The following is an 18220-nucleotide window of genomic DNA, read 5'->3' on the forward strand; positions in this document are numbered from 1 at the left end:
ATCAGGCGCCCAGACACGTACCGCCGCCGGGCTGGCCTTTTCGCGCGTTAAGCCTAACAGCCCTTTTGCACCCTGTCATGCACCTTGCAGGCATCGCGGTTTGATCAGGACACGAATTGCGCTTGATATTGCACCCTCCTGTCGATAATTTGGTAAAACAATACCGAATAACCAATATCGTGCGCCCCACACGGTTTACCGCGGATGCACGCCAACCCACAGGGAGCCTGAAATGCCCATCGATCCGATCCTTGATCCGTCCGTTCTGGCCAAGGAGCTATCCGGTTATCATCTGATCAACGGTAAACTTGTCGCCCCGAAAAACGGCAAGACCTTTGATGTTCTTAATCCTGCCACGGGCAAGGTCATCGGTCAGGCAGCCGACGGTGACGCCGACGACGTCGCGATTGCAGTCGCAGCCGCCAAGGCCGCCCAGAAAGATTGGGCCGAACGCCCGGCGCGTGAACGCGGTAAGCTGTTGGCGGAATGTGGTCGTATCCTGATGTCCCATTCCGAGGAGTTGGGCCGTCTGGTCGCCCTTGAATCGGGCAAGGCGCTGCGCACCGAAAGCCGGGTTGAGGCATCGGTTCTGGCCGACATGTTTGTCTTTTTCGGCGGGCTGGCGTCCGAGCTTAAAGGTGAAACGGTTCCGTTCAATCCCAACATGATGACCCTGACCACCCGCGAGGCCGTTGGTGTTGTCGGTGCGATCATTCCTTGGAACGTGCCAATGATGCTGATGGCGATCAAGGTTGCCCCGGCACTGGTTGCCGGCAACGCTGTCGTCGTCAAATCCGCCGAAGACACCCCACTTGCGGTTCTGCGCGTGTGTCAGATCATGCAGGAAGTTCTCCCGGCTGGCGTCTTTAACATCCTGTCGGGCTTTGGCCCGTCTTGTGGCGGCCCGCTGGTCGAACACAAGGATATCAAAAAGGTTTCCTTCACCGGATCGGTTGAAACCGGCCGCACGGTGTATCGCGCCGCTGCCGAAAAACTCATTCCGGTCACCCTTGAACTGGGCGGCAAATCCCCGATGATCGTCATGGATGATGCCGACCTTGATAAGGCGATTGCCGGTGCGATTGGCGGCATGCGCTTCACCCGTCAGGGTCAAAGCTGTACAGCGGCTTCGCGCATGCTGGTGCATGAAAGCCTGCATGACGAATTCGTCAAACGCCTGATTGATAAGGTCAACACCCTTAAAATGGGTGATCCGCTGGATGAAGAAACCGATATCGGCACGATCATCAACCGCAAACAGTTCGACAAGGTCTGTGGCTATATCGAAGTTGGTGAAAACGAAGGCGCAACCAAGAACGAACTCAGCGCCCTTCCCACCGACGGCGCCCTTTCCGATGGCCTGTTTGTCCGTCCGGTGATCTTCACCAACGTTGATCCGAATGCCCGGATCGCACGCGAGGAAATCTTTGGCCCTGTTGCCTGCGTGTTCAAGTTCAAAACCTTTGAAGAGGCCCTTGAACTTGCCAATGACAGCGACTTTGGTCTGGCTGCGACCGTCTGGACCACGGATCTTAAAACCGCACTTGTCGCCACCAAGCGCCTCGAAGCCGGCTTCGTTCAGGTCAACCAGAACCTTGTTGTCCAGCCAAACCTGTCCTATGGCGGCATCAAGCTTTCCGGTCTTGGCAAGGAAGCATCGCTTGAAAGCATGCTCGAACACTTCACCTACAAGAAGACCATTATCCTGAACATGGAATAACCTGTCTGTCGCTTGACACGATTGACCACACGAAACCGGGTTGCACGTGACGCAACCCGGTTTTTCCGTTCCGGCGCTTGACCTTGCGCGCACAATCCGCAAAGGTGCCTTTCTCAAACACATCGAAACCCGGAAAGTACATGGCTATGTCTGCAGCTACTGACATCCTCGCATCACACTCTTGCCCGCCTCTTCGTGCCGGTGTGATCGCCATGATTATGGGTATTTCCGACCTGCGAATGTGATCCCTGTCATCTGCGGATGACAGGATCGGTTTAATACCGCTATTCACGCCATAAAATATTACTATAGCCATCGCATCAGATTGCGGATGGCCGCAGGAGTACGGAAATCATGACTGTTTCCTATCACGATATTGTTCGCGCCTCGGGCCTGCTCGAAGGCATTGTTGCGAAAACGCCACTGGTGAAATCCCTAACGCTGTCAAACATTTGCCAGGCGGATGTCTATCTAAAACTTGAAAATCAGCAATATACCGCGTCGTTCAAGGAACGTGGCGCCTATGTCAAACTGGCAAGCCTGACTCCGGAGGAACGCGAAAAAGGTGTTATCGCCGTCTCGGCTGGCAACCACGCGCAGGGTGTCGCCTATAACGCCAAACGACTTGGTATTCCGGCCACCATCGTGATGCCGAAAAACACCCCCTACACCAAGGTTCATCATACGCGTTCGCACGGCGCCGAAGTCGTTCTGACCGGCAACGTCTTTGCCGAAAGCCTTGAGGCCGCCGGTCGCATCCAGCAAGAACGCGGTCTGACCTTCGTCCACCCGTTTGATGATCCGCATATCATCGCAGGTCAGGGTACCGTCGGGCTCGAGATCCTTGATGAAAACAAAGACATCGATACGGTTGTCGTGCCGATTGGCGGTGGCGGTCTGGCATCGGGCGTTGTCACCGCAATCAAGTCGCGGCGCCCCGACATCGAAGTGATCGGGGTTGAGACCAAGCTTTACCCCTCCATGTATGAAGGCATACACGGCAAAGAATTCACCGGCGGAGGCGTCACCATTGCCGAAGGCATTGCTGTCAAACAACCCGGCGGCCTGACGCTTGAAATCTGTAAGGAAAAGCTCGATGACGTCGTTCTGGTCGAAGAAAGCTCGATCGAACGCTCCATCCAGATGATGATCGAGATCGAGAAAAGCGTTGTCGAAGGTGCCGGTGCCGCCCCGCTGGCCGCCCTGCTTGATCACCCGGATCGTTTCAAGGGCAAGAAAGTCTGCCTGATCATCAGCGGTGGCAACATCGACACCCGCCTGCTGGCACAGGTTCTGATGCGCGGCATGGCCCGCGAAGGCCGCCTTGTCCGTGTCCGGATCGAAATCCCGGATGTGCCGGGCGCACTTTCAACGATCAGTGCCTTGATCGGTGAAGAAGACGCCAACATCATTGAAGTCTATCACCAGCGTCATTTCTATGATGTGCCGGCAAAACAAACCGATGTCGACATGGTGCTTGAAGTGCGCGACACCCAGCACGGGCAACAGGTCATCGACCGCTTGATCAAGGAAGGATTCGGCGGCCGCCTGCTTGGCAATACGTCGCTCGACTAGGGCATAAAAACGACAAAGGGCCGTTGGTGTTTCACCACGGCCCTTTTCTTAATGTGAACCATATCACATCACAAGCAACAAAATCAGTCACCCAGGGTGCGATACCGCCCACCGTAATACAGCAACGGCGCACCGGTTTCGCCCATCACCAGTTCCTGAACATGACCAACGATGATGCTGTGATCACCGCCTTCATGCAGGGCGTGACGTTCGCAGGTAAGGGCCGCGACACTGCCCTTAAGACGCGGCATGCCAAGGCTGTCATCTTCATATGCAACCTTGTCCCAACCATCCTGCCCGGGGGCTGAAAACAGCTCGGACACCTGCTTTTGGCTCTGGCTCAGGATATTGATGCAAAATCGTTTGGCATCTCCCGTGAACAGCGCGTGAGTCGCCGCACGGTGATCAACCGAAAACAAAACCAGCGCTGGATCAAGCGACACCGAGGCAAAGCTGTTGATGGTAATGCCCGCTTTTGCACCGTCTTGGGCGCGGGTGGTTACAACGGCAACGCCGGTTGTGAATTGACCAAGGCAATCGCGAAAATCGCGCGCAGAGAAAGACATATTGAAGGAAGCTCTCGTATACCAATATGGATGGGTGACGCGTCCCGAATGGAGCGTGGGGAAAATGGCGTCTATTCACCGCGCTGTCAAACCTAACTCGCAGCTAATTTAAACGCGATGTTAATAAGATTAAAACTTAATAAGAGCATATAGATATCAGAAACACGTTCTGCACTGCCGCAGAAGGCAGATGTTTCGATGAACTCGGGGTTGATCGTTCAGGTATCTGGCTTGGGGTAGCGGAGAAGAAAAAAGAATGTTCTTGATCATTGGTTATATCGTCGTAGTCGGCTCTGTCTTGGGTGGCTATCTGCCGCATGGCGACTTTGGCATTCTTGTACAACCGCTTGAAGTTCTGATCATTTTCGGGGCTGCGTTTGGTGCCTATTTGACTGCCAACCCGCTTGGCATCGTGAAGAAATCCTTCACCTACACCATTCGCGCCATGAAAGGCCCAAAGAAAAAGGCCGCCTATCTGGAACTTCTGATCTGCCTTTACGCGATTTTCCGCCTTGCGAAATCCAAAGGCGATCTTGCGCTTGAAAGCCACGTTGAAAACCCGGAAAGCTCCAGTCTGTTTTCCAATTTCCCGATGCTGATGAAAGATCATCATGCGATGGAATTCATGTGTGACTATCTGCGCCTGCTGACCCTTGGCACGACCAACGCCTATGAACTTGAAGCCGTGATGGATCAGGAACTTGAAACCCATCACGAAGAAGAACACGCAGTTGCGTCTGCTGTGCAAACGGCTGGTGACGGCCTTCCGGCACTTGGCATTGTTGCAGCTGTTCTTGGCGTTATCGTCACCATGAGCTCGGTGACTGAACCGCCTGAAATTCTCGGTGGCCTGATTGCGGCGGCCCTTGTCGGTACCTTCCTTGGTATTCTTGGTGCCTATGGCTTTGTCGGCCCGACCGCATCGATCATCAAGAATACTGTGGACGCAGACGGCAAATATTACAGCTGCATCAAAGCAGCCCTGGTTGGTCACATGCAGGGATATGCCCCGCAGGTCTCGGTGGAGTTCGCCCGTAAAACCCTCCCGCATAATCTTCGACCCAGCTTCAAAGAGCTTGACGAAGCGCTGCAAGACGCGCCCACGGCTTGATTTTGCGATAAAAGATCTGGTTTAGAGGACAACGCAGCAAATGCCCGATATCGTCATAAAAAAGATCAAAAAAGGTGGGCACGGGCATCATGGTGGTGCCTGGAAAGTTGCCTATGCCGACTTTGTGACGGCGATGATGGCATTCTTCCTGTTGCTGTGGCTGCTTTCCAGCGCGACCGAGGAACAGCTGCAAGGCGTATCAATGTATTTCACGCCCGAGACCATCTCGCAAAATGAATCGGGTTCTGGTGGCTTGCTGGGCGGCACCAGCCTTGCCGAAGAAGGTGCCCTGCGTTCCGAATTCGGATCACCGTCGATCAGCATGGATATCCCGCCGGTCGAAACACCGGAAGAACGCGAAGCCATCCGTGTGGCCCAGATGGAAGAACAGGAATTCAACGAGGCCCAGGAAGAACTCCTTAAGGCAATCGAAGCCAACGAGGAACTTCAGGGCCTTGAAAAGAACATCCGCATCGAAAACACCGATGAAGGCCTTCGCATCCAGATCCTTGACGAAGACGGCACCGCCATGTTCCCGAGCGGCAGTGCCGCCATGGCCGATCATACCCGCCTTCTGCTGCAACAGGTCGCAGGCGTGATTGAAAACATGCCACAGGATGTCTCGATCGAAGGCCATACCGATGCCGTGCCGTTCAACCGCACGGACGGATATTCCAACTGGGAACTGTCCGCCGATCGTGCGCTGGCAACCCGTCGTGCGCTTGAAGACATGGGGCTTGAAACCGGACGCTTTGCAAAGGTTGCCGGTCTGTCGGATACCGACCCGCTCCTGCCTGACGCGCCGGAAAATGAAAGCAACCGCCGCATCAGTATCACCTTGCTGCGTGGTACCGGCGAACGTTCCGCGCTTGAAGGCACCGGCCAAGCTGGCCAAAACGGCCAAACTGCACCGACAGGTGCAGCACCCGCTGGCCCGGCACCATCGCCGACACAACAACCGGCACAGGGTGAAAACCAGCGCCGCCCGACCTTCTCGGTTCCGTCACAACGGTGATTTGAAATCCGGCAACAGAAATCGGTGCCCTTTTGACCGTCAGGCCTTTAAACTGTCATAAACAACACCTAATCTCATAGAATAGTTCTCTTTGATGTGACCGGGACTGATCGGATCAAATGACAGTTAATCAGCGGCGCCTGACCCAGCACTATTTTATGACCGCACCGATGCCGTGCCCTTACCTGCCCGGCCGGTTCGAACGTAAATTGGTCACGGAGTTGCGCGGGCCCGAGGCCAACAACGTCCATGATCTGTTGTCGCGTGCAGGCTTTCGCCGCAGCCACTCCATCGCCTATCTGCCGGCCTGCAGCGATTGCAATGCCTGTGTTCCGGTTCGCGTCCGCTGTGACGGGTTCGAACCCAGCCGGTCTTTCCGCCGCATCAAGAACAGAAACAACGATCTTGTCCGCAAGGTGATGCCACCGTCCGCGACACAGGAACAATATCAGCTGTTTAGCACCTATCAGGATGCCCGACATGGCAATGGTGACATGGCACGCATGGATGCCCGTGATTACCGCGCAATGATCGAAGACAGCACTGTGGAAACCTCGATCTTCGAATATCGCCGGGATGATGACAGCCTGATTGCTGTGGCGCTGGTTGATATTCTGGCCGATGGACTGTCTGCTGTTTACAGCTTCTTTGACCCGGAAGAAGACCGCCGCGGACTGGGCACTTACATCGTGCTTGATCTGATCGACGAAGCCAGAATGCTGTCGCTTCCGCATGTGTATCTTGGCTACTGGATCGGCGATTGCCGCAAGATGTCCTATAAGATGCGCTTCCAGCCCCTGGAAGGCTTCCGCGATGGTCAATGGGTCTCGATGGAAGACGCTGATAGCGACGCGGACTAAGCTGTAAAAGTTCGCGTTCTGCACCAATTGCGTGAACCACTTTCCCCAATTAGACTAAAGTACCATACAACAACTCGATCCTCGGTTGCCTGCCCGTAAAGACGCATATAAGCTTCGTCTCAAAGCTGATCATCCAGCTTTTACAGATAAATCATGAGCTTGCATCTTTGGGAGGTTGTAACCAATGAAACGTCGCCAATTTCTTTCCGGCGCTGCCGTAGCAGGTGCGACTGCTGCTGCCGCGTCAACTTTCGCCAAACCGGCAATTGCCCAGGACGTCCGCGAATGGCGGATGGTCACCACCTGGCCGAAAAACTTTCCGGGCCTTGGCACCGGCGCAAACCTTCTTGCTGAATACATCACCAAGGCATCCGAAGGTCGCCTGAAAGTTACCGTTTTTGGCGCAGGTGAAATTGTTCCGGCATTCGAAGCCATCGACGCTGTTGGCAACGGCACCGTCGAAATGGGCCACGGCGCGCCTTACTACTGGAAAGGCAAAGTCGACGCGACCCAGTATATCGCAGCAATGCCGTTCGGTCTGAACGCACAGGAACAGAATGCCTGGTTCCAGTGGGGTGGCGGTCAGGAACTGGCTGATAAAGTCTATGCGGAACTGAACTGTAAGTTCTTCCCGTCGGGCAACACCGGCACCCAGATGGGCGGTTGGTTCAACAAGGAAATGAACACCATTGACGACTATAAAGGTCTGAAAATGCGTATTCCAGGCCTTGGTGGCGAAGTTGTCAAAGCTGCTGGCGCCAACGTTGTGAACCTTCCGGGCGGCGAAATTCCGCCGGCACTGCAGTCGGGCGCGATTGACGCGACCGAGTGGGTTGGTCCGTACAACGATCTGGCATTTGGTCTCTATAAATCGGCCAAATACTACTACTATCCGGGCTGGCACGAGCCGGCGACCGTTCTCGACAACTTCATCAACCTGGATGCATGGAATGCACTCCCGGATGATCTGAAAGCCATTGTCGAGCAGGCAAACCGTGCTGTGAACCAGATGGTTCTGTCGGAATTCACCGCGCGTAACGTTCAGGCACTCGACACCCTGCGCAACAAGCACGGCGTTGATGTTCGTCCGTTCTCTGACGACATTCTGACCGGCCTTGGCAAACTGTCGGGCGAAGTTCTACGTGATCTGGTTTCGTCGAACCCGCTGTCGCAGGAAGTCTTCGAAAGCCTTATCGCCTTCCGTACCCAGTCGATCGCATGGTCGAAATTCTCGGAAGCGGCATTCGCACAGGCACGTGTTCTGCCGTTCAAATACTAAGTTCTCCGAATTCGGAAAACGACAAAGGGCTGGCATTTGCCAGCCCTTTTTATTTGGCATGCTCCAAACTTATCAGAGCCGGCCACTGATACAAAAAAGGCACCCATCACGGGTGCCCTTTTCTTTGATGATATGTCGCCGTCGTTCTTAGAACAGAACGCTCGGAAGCCAGGTTGCCAACCACGGGAAGGCAGCCACAAGGCACAGGCCAAGCATCTGGATAACCACGAACGGAACAATCCCGCGATAGATATCCCACGTCTTGATCGCCGCCGGGGCCACACCGCGCAGATAGAACAGCGCAAAGCCGAATGGCGGTGTCAGGAAGCTGGTCTGAAGGTTGATTGCAATCATCACACCCAGCCAGACCGGATCGACATCAAGCTTAAGAAGGATTGGACCGACAATCGGGATCACGACAAAGACGATCTCGATGAAGTCGAGGAAGAAGCCCATGACGAACATCAGCAACATCACGACCAGCATCGCACTGAACACACCACCCGGAAGGTTGTGCAGCAGTTCTTCAACCAGATGATCGCCACCCAGACCACGGAACACCAGCGAGAACACCGACGCACCCAGCAGGATGACAAACACCATCGCGCTGACCTGAACCGTCTGGCGCACCACATGGCGCAGCACAGGCATATCAAGACGGCGATAGAACGCAGCCAGAATGGTCGCACCGACAGAGCCGAATGCCGCGGATTCCGTCGGCGTTGCAATCCCGGTCAGGATGGAGCCCAGAACCGCCACGATCAGCAATGCCGGCGGCAGCAATGCACGCAGCACTTCACCCCAAAGGCCTGCCGGGCGTTTGCCCTCGACCAGTGCGGGTGCTGATTCCGGATCAATCAGGGATTTGATGATGATCCAGCCAATATAAAGCCCAACCAGCATAATTCCCGGAATGAAGGCACCGGCAAACAGATCCATCACCGAAATCGGTTCCGGTGCCCAGTTGCCCAGCGCACGCTGCGCTTCGGCATAGGCCCCCTGCAAGATATCACCCAGCAGAACCAGAACGATCGACGGCGGAATGATCTGACCCAGCGTACCGGATGCACAGATCACACCGGTCGACAGTTTCGGATCATAACCGGCTTTTTGCATCGCCGGCAGGCTGAGCAAGCCCATGGTCACAACCGTCGCACCGACAATACCGGTGGATGCTGCCAGCAACATACCAACGATCACGACCGAAATACCAAGGCCGCCACGCATGGTGCCAAACAGCATGCCCATGGTGGTCAGAAGCTTCTCGGCGATCCGTGCGCGTTCAAGCATCACACCCATGAACACGAACAACGGGATCGCAACATAAAGCTCGTTGGTCATCACACCGAAATAGCGTGACGGCAAAGAGCCCAGAAGCGGCATATCGAATGTGCCCATGGCGTTGCCAATAAGCGCAAAAGCAAGACCGGTGCCCGCAAGTGAGAAAGCAACCGGAAAACCAAGAAGAAGCACGCCGCAAGCTACGGCGAACATCACCAGGCTAAGAATTTCCCCCGTCATCAGACGCCCTCGTGCTCTTCTTCTTTGATTTCAAACTCTTTGTGACCGGTCAGGACCAGAACACTGCGCGCTGCCAAAGACAGCCCCTGCAGCAGCATCAGGACACCAAAGACCAAAATCACAGACTTATAAAGGAACAGTCCCGGAAGCCCGCCGGTTTCATGCGATCCTTCCAGACGGTGCCAGCTCGTGACAACGTAAGGGTAGCTGTACATCAGGATCATGATAACCACAGGCGCAAGCAGGAACAGGGAACCAAAAAGGTCTACCCATGCCTTGTAGCGCGCCGATGCCGGACGATAGAAAACGTCAACACGCACATGCCCCCCATGCAGCAGCGTGTAACCCGCGCCGACCATGAACATGATGCCGTAAAGCCACATATAGCTTTCCTGCATCGACACCCAGCCGACCGCAAAGCCATAACGCAACGTTGCTACCAAAAATGTGATCACCACCATGGGGATCACCAGCCAGGCTACTCCGCGTCCGATCCAGTCATTAAGACTGTCGACGGCGCGGACGAAATTTCCCAGAAATCTCACTTTTCACTCCCAAGCCCTTTTTTGAATCTCACAGGAAAATTGCGGGCTTCCTGTTAAACAGGTTGGGAAGTTACAGATTAACCACCGAAAACGCTATATCTTTTGCACCGAATTTCGGCCATTTCTGCCGGGAAATGCAACAAATCACAGGCAGTGCATCAATTTTCGTCATTCAGGCAAAGAAAAAGCCGGATGGCTTGGCACCATCCGGCTTTTATCAAGGCGTTTTAACACCCGTTATTCAAACTTATTGGACCGCGGGAAGCCATTTGGCGGCAGGCGCCCTGCCCCTGCCCGTTTGCCAATCCATTCGGCCAGTTCGGTCACGGTCCGGGTACGACCTTCGCTGCCACCCATGGTCCAGCTAAGACCTTCTTCAAGGTTAAACAGGATAAGGTCCGAAAGCCCGCCCTGACGGTATTTCTGCAAGATCACACCGCGACCACGCGTCATTTCCGGAATTTCCGAAACCGGATAAATCAGCAATTTGCGGTTATCGCCCAGAACGGCAACATGATCTTGCTCAACCGGCAGGAAGATCTTGGCAACTTCACCAGTTCCAAGGTTAAGCACCTGCTTGCCGTTTTTGGTCTGCGCAACCACTTCTTTCTCGGCCACCAGGAAGCCACGTCCACCGGAACTTGCCACCAGAAGATTACGGCCTTCCTTGTGCACCACCATCGAAACAATGTCATGTTCCTGCGGCAGATCGATGGAAAGACGGATCGGCTCTCCATGACCACGCCCGCCCGGCAGTTTGTCACACGACATGGTGTAACAACGCCCGGCCGTCGACAGGATCAGAAGCTTGTCAGTGGTGAATGCCTTCAGCGCAAAGCGATGCTCGTCACCATCCTTGAACTTCAGGTCGCTGATATCGGCAACGTGGCCCTTAAGCGCACGCACCCAACCCATTTTCGAACAGATCACCGTAATCGGTTCACGTTCGATCAATGCTTCCAGCGGAACTTCGATTTCTTCCGGTGCATCGCCAATCTCGGTGCGGCGCTTTCCAATGGCAGTCTTCTTGCCAAAGTTTTCACGCATCACCTCGATCTCGTCGCGGATTTTCTCCCAACGCAGGCTCTCGCTGGCAAGAAGTGCTTCAAGGCCCTGCTTTTCTTCGGTCAGTTTGGCATGCTCGTTCTTGATTTCCATCTCTTCGAGCTTGCGCAAAGACCGCAGACGCATGTTAAGGATCGCATCGGCCTGCACTTCGGTCAGGCCAAACGCCTTCATCAACGCGTTTTTCGGCTCATCCTCATAACGGATGATCCGGATCACTTCATCAAGGTTCAGATAGGCAACAAGATAGCCTTCCAACACCTCAAGACGGTGATTGATCTTGGCCAACCGATGGTTGGAACGACGGATCAGAACATCCTGACGATGTGCCAGGAATGCGCGCAGAACTTCGCGCAAGTTCATCACACGTGGCGTGTTGTCGCCGTCCAGAACGTTCATGTTCAAGCCAAAACGGATTTCCAGTTCGGTATTCTTGAACAGCATTTCCATCAGGTGTTCCGGTTCAACCGCACGGGTACGCGGTTCCAGAACCAGACGGATGATATCGGTCGACTCATCGCGCACATCGTTCAAAAGCGGCAATTTCTTTGCCACCATCAGATCGGCGATACGTTCAACCAGCTTGGCTTTCTGAACCTGATAGGGAATTTCGGTAATCACGACCTGATAAAGACCGTGGCTAAGCTTCTCGACTTCCCATTTCGCACGCAGGCGGAATGATCCACGCCCGGTCGCATAGGCTTCCAGAATGTTTTCACGCGGCTCGACCAGAACACCACCGGTCGGGAAATCCGGCCCAGGCACACAACGCACAAGCTGCGCGATCGAGGTTTCCGGATCATCAATCAGTTTGATCAGTGCCGTGCAAAGCTCACCGGCATTGTGCGGCGGAATGTTGGTGGCCATACCCACGGCAATACCCGAGGCACCATTGGCCAGAAGGTTCGGGAAAGCAGCCGGCATCACAACCGGTTCTTTTTCCTCGCCGTCATAGGTCGGGCGAAAATCAACGGCATCTTCGTCAAGGCCATCCATCAACGCCGCGGCAACCGCAGTCATGCGGGCCTCGGTGTAACGCATTGCCGCGGCGTTATCGCCGTCAATGTTGCCGAAGTTGCCCTGACCATCGACAAGCGGATAACGAACCGCAAAATCCTGTGCCAGACGTACCAGCGCGTCATAGACCGACTGATCACCATGCGGGTGATATTTACCGATCACGTCACCGACAACACGCGCACATTTCTTGAACCCCTGTTCCGGGTTCAGTTTAAGCTGACGCATGGCGTAAAGAAGACGACGATGCACTGGCTTAAGGCCATCACGCACATCAGGCAGGGAACGCGACATGATTGTCGACATCGCATAGGCGAGATATCGTTCGCTCAGCGCGTCTGCAAGCCGGGTTTCCCGGATTTGTCCGGCACTGGCCGGATCGGAAGTCTTGGTGCTCATGAACGATTTTTCTTGTTGCTTGTCAAAATGGACATGTGCAAGTGCGTTCGGACCCGAACACCTTACGTTATTGGCAACATACTACGCCGGGCATGGTCTTGGTCAACATATGGCGCGCAAATTGCCGAATTTATTTTTCTGCTCCGATATCCGTGCGCCAGACATGGCTGACAAGACGATCCCGTGCAGCAACAGGTTTGATACCTTTTGCCTCGAAAATATCGCGGTGAATGAAAAAGCCGGTCAGTTTCAGACCATCGCGCAACTGTTCTGATAAAGACATTTCCTTGCGCGATTGAGACGCCCGACCAGAAGCCAGAAAGGCTGGCAACGGCAACATCCGGTCACGATACGCCTGCCCTGATGCCTCGCCAACGGCACGCCCGCTTTTGGGTGACACAAAGGCAAGGTTTTCGGTCTCGTTGGTCGCGGCACATCGATCCAGTGCCAAGCCGTAACCAAGCTCTTCCAGTAACCCGACTTCCCAACGGATATAGGCAGGCAACCATTGCTCGGACTTAAGGGCCGAAATCAACGCGACGGTCCCGCGATACAGATCCGGATGGGCTTCGCGTTCGGGAAGTGTCGCATCAAGCATCGCACAGGCCGAACTCATCGCCATCAAGGGCCCCGCATGCAACAAAAGGTCTGCGGCATGCGCACCGGTCAGTTCACAGCGAAATTGCCCAAGATGTTCGGCCAACCGGGCGGACCACCCCACCCTGATTTCATTACCGGGCTCAAGGGTGCCACGCATGGATTTGCTGGTCGCTCCGCGCACCAGACCGGCATGGCGGCCATAATCACGGGTCAGGACAGAAAGACGGACTGAATTTTCACCCAGCTTGCGTGTTGAAAGAACGATACCGTCATCCCGCCAATCCATACGCGTACCTTAGAAAAACCCGCTGGGTACAATGAGGCGGGTGACAAGGAAGAAAAACCCGAGCAGGCAGGACGCAAGACTAAACAACGCCAAACCGAACACAACCTTGCGCAGAATCGGGCGGTTCGGGATTTCTTCGATGGCATCAGATAGCGGATCAGATGAGTCATTACGCATTAGGTCGGGCCTCCACCCGTCATGCGCCAGAACAGGCCCAGCACAAAGACGGCGATCGCAATCAGAAGTGCAATCAGGTTAAGCGGTTTGTGCAGGAACGATTTTTCACGTTGCACAGACGCACTGGAATTGCGGTTGCGGAACGGACGTCTGGCGACGCGCGCAACAATCATTGCGGCAGCAGCGCCAACAATGATCATGACAATTCCCCAGACGGATCCGATTTCCATTACTTACCCGGCAATTTGTGGTCACGCAGCATGGGACCAGTCAACGCGATCAGGCGTTGTGATCAAGACCCCACATGGCAAAGCGGTTGGGATCATCGCCCCAGTTTTCACGCACCTTCACAAACAGGAACAAATGTACCCGGCGTTCGAAAATGGCTTCAAGTTCCTTGCGGGCGTCACTGCCAAGCGCCTTGATACGTTTACCACCCTTGCCAAGGATGATCGCCTTCTGGCCTTCACGCTCGACAAAGATGGTCTGCTCAAGCTTGACCGATCCATCCTTGCGCTCTTCCCAAAGCTCGGTCTCGACCGTTGCCGAATACGGAAGTTCCTGCTGAAGCTGGTAATAAAGCTTTTCACGGGTAATTTCGGCCGCAAGCAGTCGCAGCGGCATATCCGAAACATCATCTTCCGGGAACATCCAAGGGCCATCGGGCATCTTGGCGGCAAGGAAATTCACCAGATCCTGCGTGCCCGCCCCCTTCTTGGCCGAAATCATGAAGACGTCGGTAAAGACTTCATGAGCAAACAGGTCCTGCGACAGACGCAGAAGCTTTTCCTTGTCCGATACCTTGTCTACCTTGTTCAACGCCAGGATCGCCTTGCGGTTCTGTTCCTTAAGCGTCTTGATGATGGCCAGGTCTTCGTCCGTGATGCCGCTTCCGGCATCAATCACCAGAACAACAAGGTCCGCGTCATCTGCCCCATTCCAGGCTGCCTTGACCATCGCGCGGTCAAGACGGCGTTTGGGTGCAAAGATGCCCGGCGTATCAATGAAAACAATCTGCGCGTCTTCGGTCATGACGATACCGCGCACGCGCGTTCGTGTCGTCTGGACCTTCGGCGAGACGATGGACACTTTCGTACCAACCAACTGGTTCAAAAGTGTCGATTTGCCGGCATTCGGCGCACCAACAAGGGCCACAAAGCCACAACGTTGCTGATAAGGTAATCTGTCTTCGGCCACCGGTGTGGGAACCTCATTCATCACTAAGTTTATCCAACATCAATTTTGCGGCGAGTTGTTCCGCTTCGCGTTTCGATTTGCCTTCGGCACTGACACTGTCACCGTCGCCGGTGGTCAGTTCGATGGTAAATAACGGCGCGTGGGCCGGGCCTTCACGGCCGACCATCTCGTATTTCGGTAACGGCTTGCCCCGCCCTTGCAGCCATTCCTGCAATTGCGTTTTGGCATCCTGCGGCGGCTTGTTGGCTTCATCCAAAAGCGGCGTCCACAGCTTTTCAATGAAACGCCGCGCCGGTTCAAGACCACCATCAAGATAGAGTGCGGCAATCACCGCCTCCATGCAATCAGATAAAATCGCCGGATTGGTATCCGCCCCTGCTGCGCGTTCACCCTTGGCCATCTGGATGTGTTCACCCAGTTTGATCTGTTCTGCCACGCGCGCCAACGTCTCGCGGCGCACCAGTGCGACAAACCGTTTGGCCATGGCACCTTCGCGCTCACGCCCGAACCGGGTATAAAGCATCTCGGCCACGACAAGACCCAGCACACGGTCGCCAAGGAACTCAAGGCGCTCGTTGCCGCCGCTTAGCATATCCTTGCCCTTGGCAGCACTGCGATGGGTCAGTGCCACACGCAAAAGGTCGGGATTGGAAAAACCGTGATCAATCTCGGCGATCACCGGCAGGCCGTCGCTCATCAGTTAACCCCCTGAAACAGGCGATCAAAGCGGATGCTGCCAAGGTCATAAACCGGCTGGGAGCTGTCCTTGGAATAGAACAGGAATTCTGCGCGACCAACCAGGTTTTCAATCGGAACAAACCGGAAGCGCGACGGGAACGCACGGCTGTCAGCCGAATTGTCACGGTTGTCGCCCATCATGAAGAAATGACCTTCGGGAACGGTGAAAGCTTCGGTGTTGTCACTCGGTCCCTGATCGCCAAACATTTCAAGAATGCGATGCACGCGGCCATTGGGAAGGGTTTCGATATATTGCGGCACCGCGGCTGATCGCCCGCCACCATCGGTCAGGATGTAATCCTCGATACGCTCACGCTCGATCATCTTGTTGTTGATGTAGAGGCGACCCTCTTTGACCTGAACCGTATCGCCCGGCAGACCAATCACACGCTTGATATAATCCTGCGAGGTATCAGACGGCAGTTTAAAGACAACCACATCGCCACGTTCCGGCTCGCTTTCAAATACACGGCCCGGAATGATCGGCAGGCTGAATGGCATGCTGTGCTTCGAATACCCATAAGAGAATTTCGACACAAACAGGTAATCACCAACCAGCAAGGTCGGGATCATCGAGCCAGACGGAATATTAAACGGTTCGAAAGCAAAGGTCCGAACCATAAGTGCAATGATAACGGCCCAGAAAACGGTCTTCAGGGTATCGAGCAAACCACCCGTTTTCTTCTTATGCACAAGCTTTTCCATTCCGTGTTCAACCAATCAATTTTTGTCAATCTGCCGAAATCACAACGACCGCATTGGCCATCGGATATTCGTCCGTCAGGGTCACATACACAGAGGCAGTTTTCCCATCCGGGGTCAATTCTTCAAGTCGTGCTTGCGCACCTTCAATCAAAACCATATCGGGCTTGCCGCTGGGCTGATGTACCACACCCATGGTGTTATGATAAACACCGCGACGAAAACCGGTCCCAAGCGCCTTTGAACAGGCTTCCTTGGCGGCAAACGCCATGGCCAGCGACGAAGCAGTCCGGTGCGGCTTGCGTTTGGCACGCGCAATCTCGATATCGGTAAAGACACGCTTCATGAAACGCTCACCATGGCGTTCAAGAGTAGCCTCTATCCGACGGATATCGCATAAATCTGTGCCAATCCCAATGATCATTTACGCATAACCTGCCTGCGTGCGTGCTTCATCCATCAAACGGCGCATTTCGGCAATCGCCGCTTCAAGCCCGACAAACACCGCCTCACCAATCAGGAAATGCCCGATATTAAGCTCGGCAATTTCCGGCATGGCGGCAATCGGCTTGACGGTTTCGAAATTCAAACCGTGACCGGCATGTATTTCAAGTCCGATCCCTGCCCCATATTGCACAGCATGGCGGATACGGTCCAGTTCGCGGGCACGTTCTTCGTCGGTCTTCGCATCACAATAGGCCCCGGTATGGATTTCCACCACCGGCGCGCCAAGGCTTTTGGCCGCGTCAAGCTGTGCTTCGGATGCCTCGATAAACAATGAAACGCGAATGCCGGCATCACCAAGGTCCGAGACAAAACGTTTCAGATGATTATGCCCACCGGCAACATCCAGCCCGCCTTCGGTCGTGCGTTCTTCGCGTTTTTCCGGCACCAGGCACACCGCATGCGGCTTGGTCTGAATTGCGATGGCCAGCATTTCATCGGTTGCCGCCATCTCGAAATTAAGCGGCAAATCAACTTCTTCGCGCAGGCGCTGCATATCCGCATCACGGATATGGCGACGGTCTTCGCGCAAATGTGCCGTGATACCATCCGCACCGGCCGCCTTGGCAAGTTCTGCTGCCCGCACCGGGTCAGGCAAATCGCCGCCGCGGGCGTTTCGAATGGTCGCAACATGGTCAATATTGACCCCGAGGCGCAGCTTCGCATTCATGATGTTTCATCCTGCTTTTTGGTGGCGTGCTTTGCGGCAGTTCCGATCTTTTCCTTGGCACTTTCAAGCATCGGGCCAAGGCCATGGCGCTCGGTCTTTTTCATCCGGCGCAAGATGCGGTTATGGCGATAAATCACAACCGCACGGCGGATCGGGAAGTAAAACAGTATCCAGATAACAATCGTTGTCGGAATACAGCCAACCACCATCGGCCAGATGATATCAACAATGCTGGCCCAAAGTTGCCCCAGTGCCTGCTGATCGCTGACATCCCAATTGCCGAAAATAAGCCCGCCGCCGACATAGTTCAGGCCCAGGACAACAAATTCCCACAGCACCGCCATATCGAAATGCACTGTCGAACTTGCCGAATGCGCGCCAAGGATCCAGTTGCCACAGGTATAAAGCCACAACCAGATAAACGGAAACGTCCAGGGATTGCCAACCACTGTGCCCAAAAGCGACGCCACCACGTTACTGCGCGTCAAAAGGCTCAGCAGTGTCGAGATGACAAAGTGGAACCCGATAAACGGCGTGAAAGACACCGCCGCCCCGATCGCAAAACCCGATGCGATGCTATAGGGCGATCCGGGCAAACGGGCGACCCGATGGGCAAAATACTGTGACGAACGACGCCATCCGCCGCGCGGCCATACCACGTTGCGTACACGCT

Annotated in this window: 19 protein-coding genes; 6 read left to right on the plus strand and 13 right to left on the minus strand. The window is 54.8% G+C overall.

Annotation, left to right across the window (positions count from 1 at the left end; translation table 11 throughout):
- Positions 1-232 precede the first annotated feature (232 nt).
- A complete protein-coding gene (locus tag DY252_RS12860) occupies positions 233-1720 on the plus strand; it encodes an aldehyde dehydrogenase family protein (protein ID WP_064789148.1) in 1488 nt (495 codons plus the stop codon).
- 354 nt (positions 1721-2074) lie between these two features.
- Positions 2075-3295 carry a threonine ammonia-lyase gene (locus DY252_RS12865; protein ID WP_064781451.1) on the plus strand — a complete coding sequence of 407 codons (1221 nt, stop codon included), beginning with the start codon at positions 2075-2077 and terminating at the stop codon, positions 3293-3295.
- A gap of 83 nt (positions 3296-3378) precedes the next feature.
- On the opposite strand, the gene DY252_RS12870 is transcribed toward DY252_RS12865, so the two are convergent.
- On the minus strand, positions 3379-3861 hold the full coding sequence (locus tag DY252_RS12870; RefSeq protein WP_064781452.1) for a flavin reductase family protein: 483 nt from the start codon (positions 3859-3861) through the stop codon (positions 3379-3381).
- 256 nt (positions 3862-4117) lie between these two features.
- Here DY252_RS12870 and motA point away from each other — a divergent pair, with 256 nt between their 5' ends.
- The 4 genes from motA to DY252_RS12890 all read left to right on the plus strand — a co-directional run bounded on the left by motA (position 4118) and on the right by DY252_RS12890 (position 8126).
- Positions 4118-4972: a flagellar motor stator protein MotA gene (motA, locus tag DY252_RS12875; RefSeq protein ID WP_008891134.1), complete on the plus strand. Its 855-nt coding sequence runs from the start codon at positions 4118-4120 to the stop codon at positions 4970-4972.
- A 40-nt stretch (positions 4973-5012) separates the two neighbouring features.
- Positions 5013-5987 carry a flagellar motor protein MotB gene (locus DY252_RS12880; RefSeq protein WP_064789147.1) on the plus strand — a complete coding sequence of 325 codons (975 nt, stop codon included), beginning with the start codon at positions 5013-5015 and terminating at the stop codon, positions 5985-5987.
- Between the two features lie 119 nt (positions 5988-6106).
- On the plus strand, positions 6107-6847 hold the full coding sequence (locus DY252_RS12885; protein ID WP_064789146.1) for an arginyltransferase: 741 nt from the start codon (positions 6107-6109) through the stop codon (positions 6845-6847).
- A 184-nt stretch (positions 6848-7031) separates the two neighbouring features.
- Complete coding sequence (locus tag DY252_RS12890) at positions 7032-8126, plus strand: TRAP transporter substrate-binding protein (protein ID WP_008891137.1); 1095 nt, start codon at positions 7032-7034, stop codon at positions 8124-8126.
- 147 nt (positions 8127-8273) lie between these two features.
- On the opposite strand, the gene DY252_RS12895 is transcribed toward DY252_RS12890, so the two are convergent.
- The 12 genes from DY252_RS12895 to DY252_RS12945 all read right to left on the minus strand — a co-directional run bounded on the left by DY252_RS12895 (position 8274) and on the right by DY252_RS12945 (position 18206).
- A complete protein-coding gene (locus tag DY252_RS12895; RefSeq protein ID WP_008891138.1) occupies positions 8274-9647 on the minus strand; it encodes a TRAP transporter large permease in 1374 nt (457 codons plus the stop codon).
- Positions 9647-10192: a TRAP transporter small permease subunit gene (locus DY252_RS12900; protein WP_064781455.1), complete on the minus strand. Its 546-nt coding sequence runs from the start codon at positions 10190-10192 to the stop codon at positions 9647-9649. Before DY252_RS12900 ends, DY252_RS12895 begins: the two co-directional genes overlap by 1 nt.
- Before the next feature lie 237 nt (positions 10193-10429).
- On the minus strand, positions 10430-12673 hold the full coding sequence (gene parC, locus DY252_RS12905) for a DNA topoisomerase IV subunit A (protein ID WP_064789145.1): 2244 nt from the start codon (positions 12671-12673) through the stop codon (positions 10430-10432).
- Positions 12674-12803: 130 nt separating this feature from the next.
- Positions 12804-13559 (minus strand): DNA repair protein RecO, encoded by a 756-nt coding sequence (recO, locus tag DY252_RS12910; RefSeq protein ID WP_064789144.1) that lies wholly within the window; start codon positions 13557-13559, stop codon positions 12804-12806.
- 9 nt (positions 13560-13568) lie between these two features.
- Positions 13569-13736: a hypothetical protein gene (locus tag DY252_RS22170; RefSeq protein ID WP_156518943.1), complete on the minus strand. Its 168-nt coding sequence runs from the start codon at positions 13734-13736 to the stop codon at positions 13569-13571.
- Entirely contained in the window at positions 13736-13966 is a 231-nt protein-coding gene (locus DY252_RS12915; protein WP_008891142.1) for a hypothetical protein, read from the minus strand. Before DY252_RS12915 ends, DY252_RS22170 begins: the two co-directional genes overlap by 1 nt.
- A gap of 49 nt (positions 13967-14015) precedes the next feature.
- Positions 14016-14954 carry a GTPase Era gene (era, locus tag DY252_RS12920; protein ID WP_008891143.1) on the minus strand — a complete coding sequence of 313 codons (939 nt, stop codon included), beginning with the start codon at positions 14952-14954 and terminating at the stop codon, positions 14016-14018.
- Positions 14947-15630: a ribonuclease III gene (gene rnc, locus DY252_RS12925; protein WP_064789143.1), complete on the minus strand. Its 684-nt coding sequence runs from the start codon at positions 15628-15630 to the stop codon at positions 14947-14949. Before rnc ends, era begins: the two co-directional genes overlap by 8 nt.
- Positions 15630-16376 carry a signal peptidase I gene (gene lepB / locus DY252_RS12930; RefSeq protein WP_064789142.1) on the minus strand — a complete coding sequence of 249 codons (747 nt, stop codon included), beginning with the start codon at positions 16374-16376 and terminating at the stop codon, positions 15630-15632. The genes rnc and lepB overlap by 1 nt, the downstream gene beginning before the upstream one ends.
- A 25-nt stretch (positions 16377-16401) precedes the next feature.
- Complete coding sequence (gene acpS / locus DY252_RS12935) at positions 16402-16797, minus strand: holo-ACP synthase (protein ID WP_064789141.1); 396 nt, start codon at positions 16795-16797, stop codon at positions 16402-16404.
- On the minus strand, positions 16798-17547 hold the full coding sequence (locus tag DY252_RS12940; protein WP_008891147.1) for a pyridoxine 5'-phosphate synthase: 750 nt from the start codon (positions 17545-17547) through the stop codon (positions 16798-16800).
- Positions 17544-18206, minus strand: coding sequence for a DUF2062 domain-containing protein (locus DY252_RS12945; RefSeq protein ID WP_231959728.1), 663 nt, complete (start codon positions 18204-18206; stop codon positions 17544-17546). Before DY252_RS12945 ends, DY252_RS12940 begins: the two co-directional genes overlap by 4 nt.
- Between the last annotated feature and the right edge of the window lie 14 nt (positions 18207-18220).

The organism is Thalassospira indica (assembly GCF_003403095.1).
GTDB lineage: Bacteria > Pseudomonadota > Alphaproteobacteria > Rhodospirillales > Thalassospiraceae > Thalassospira > Thalassospira indica.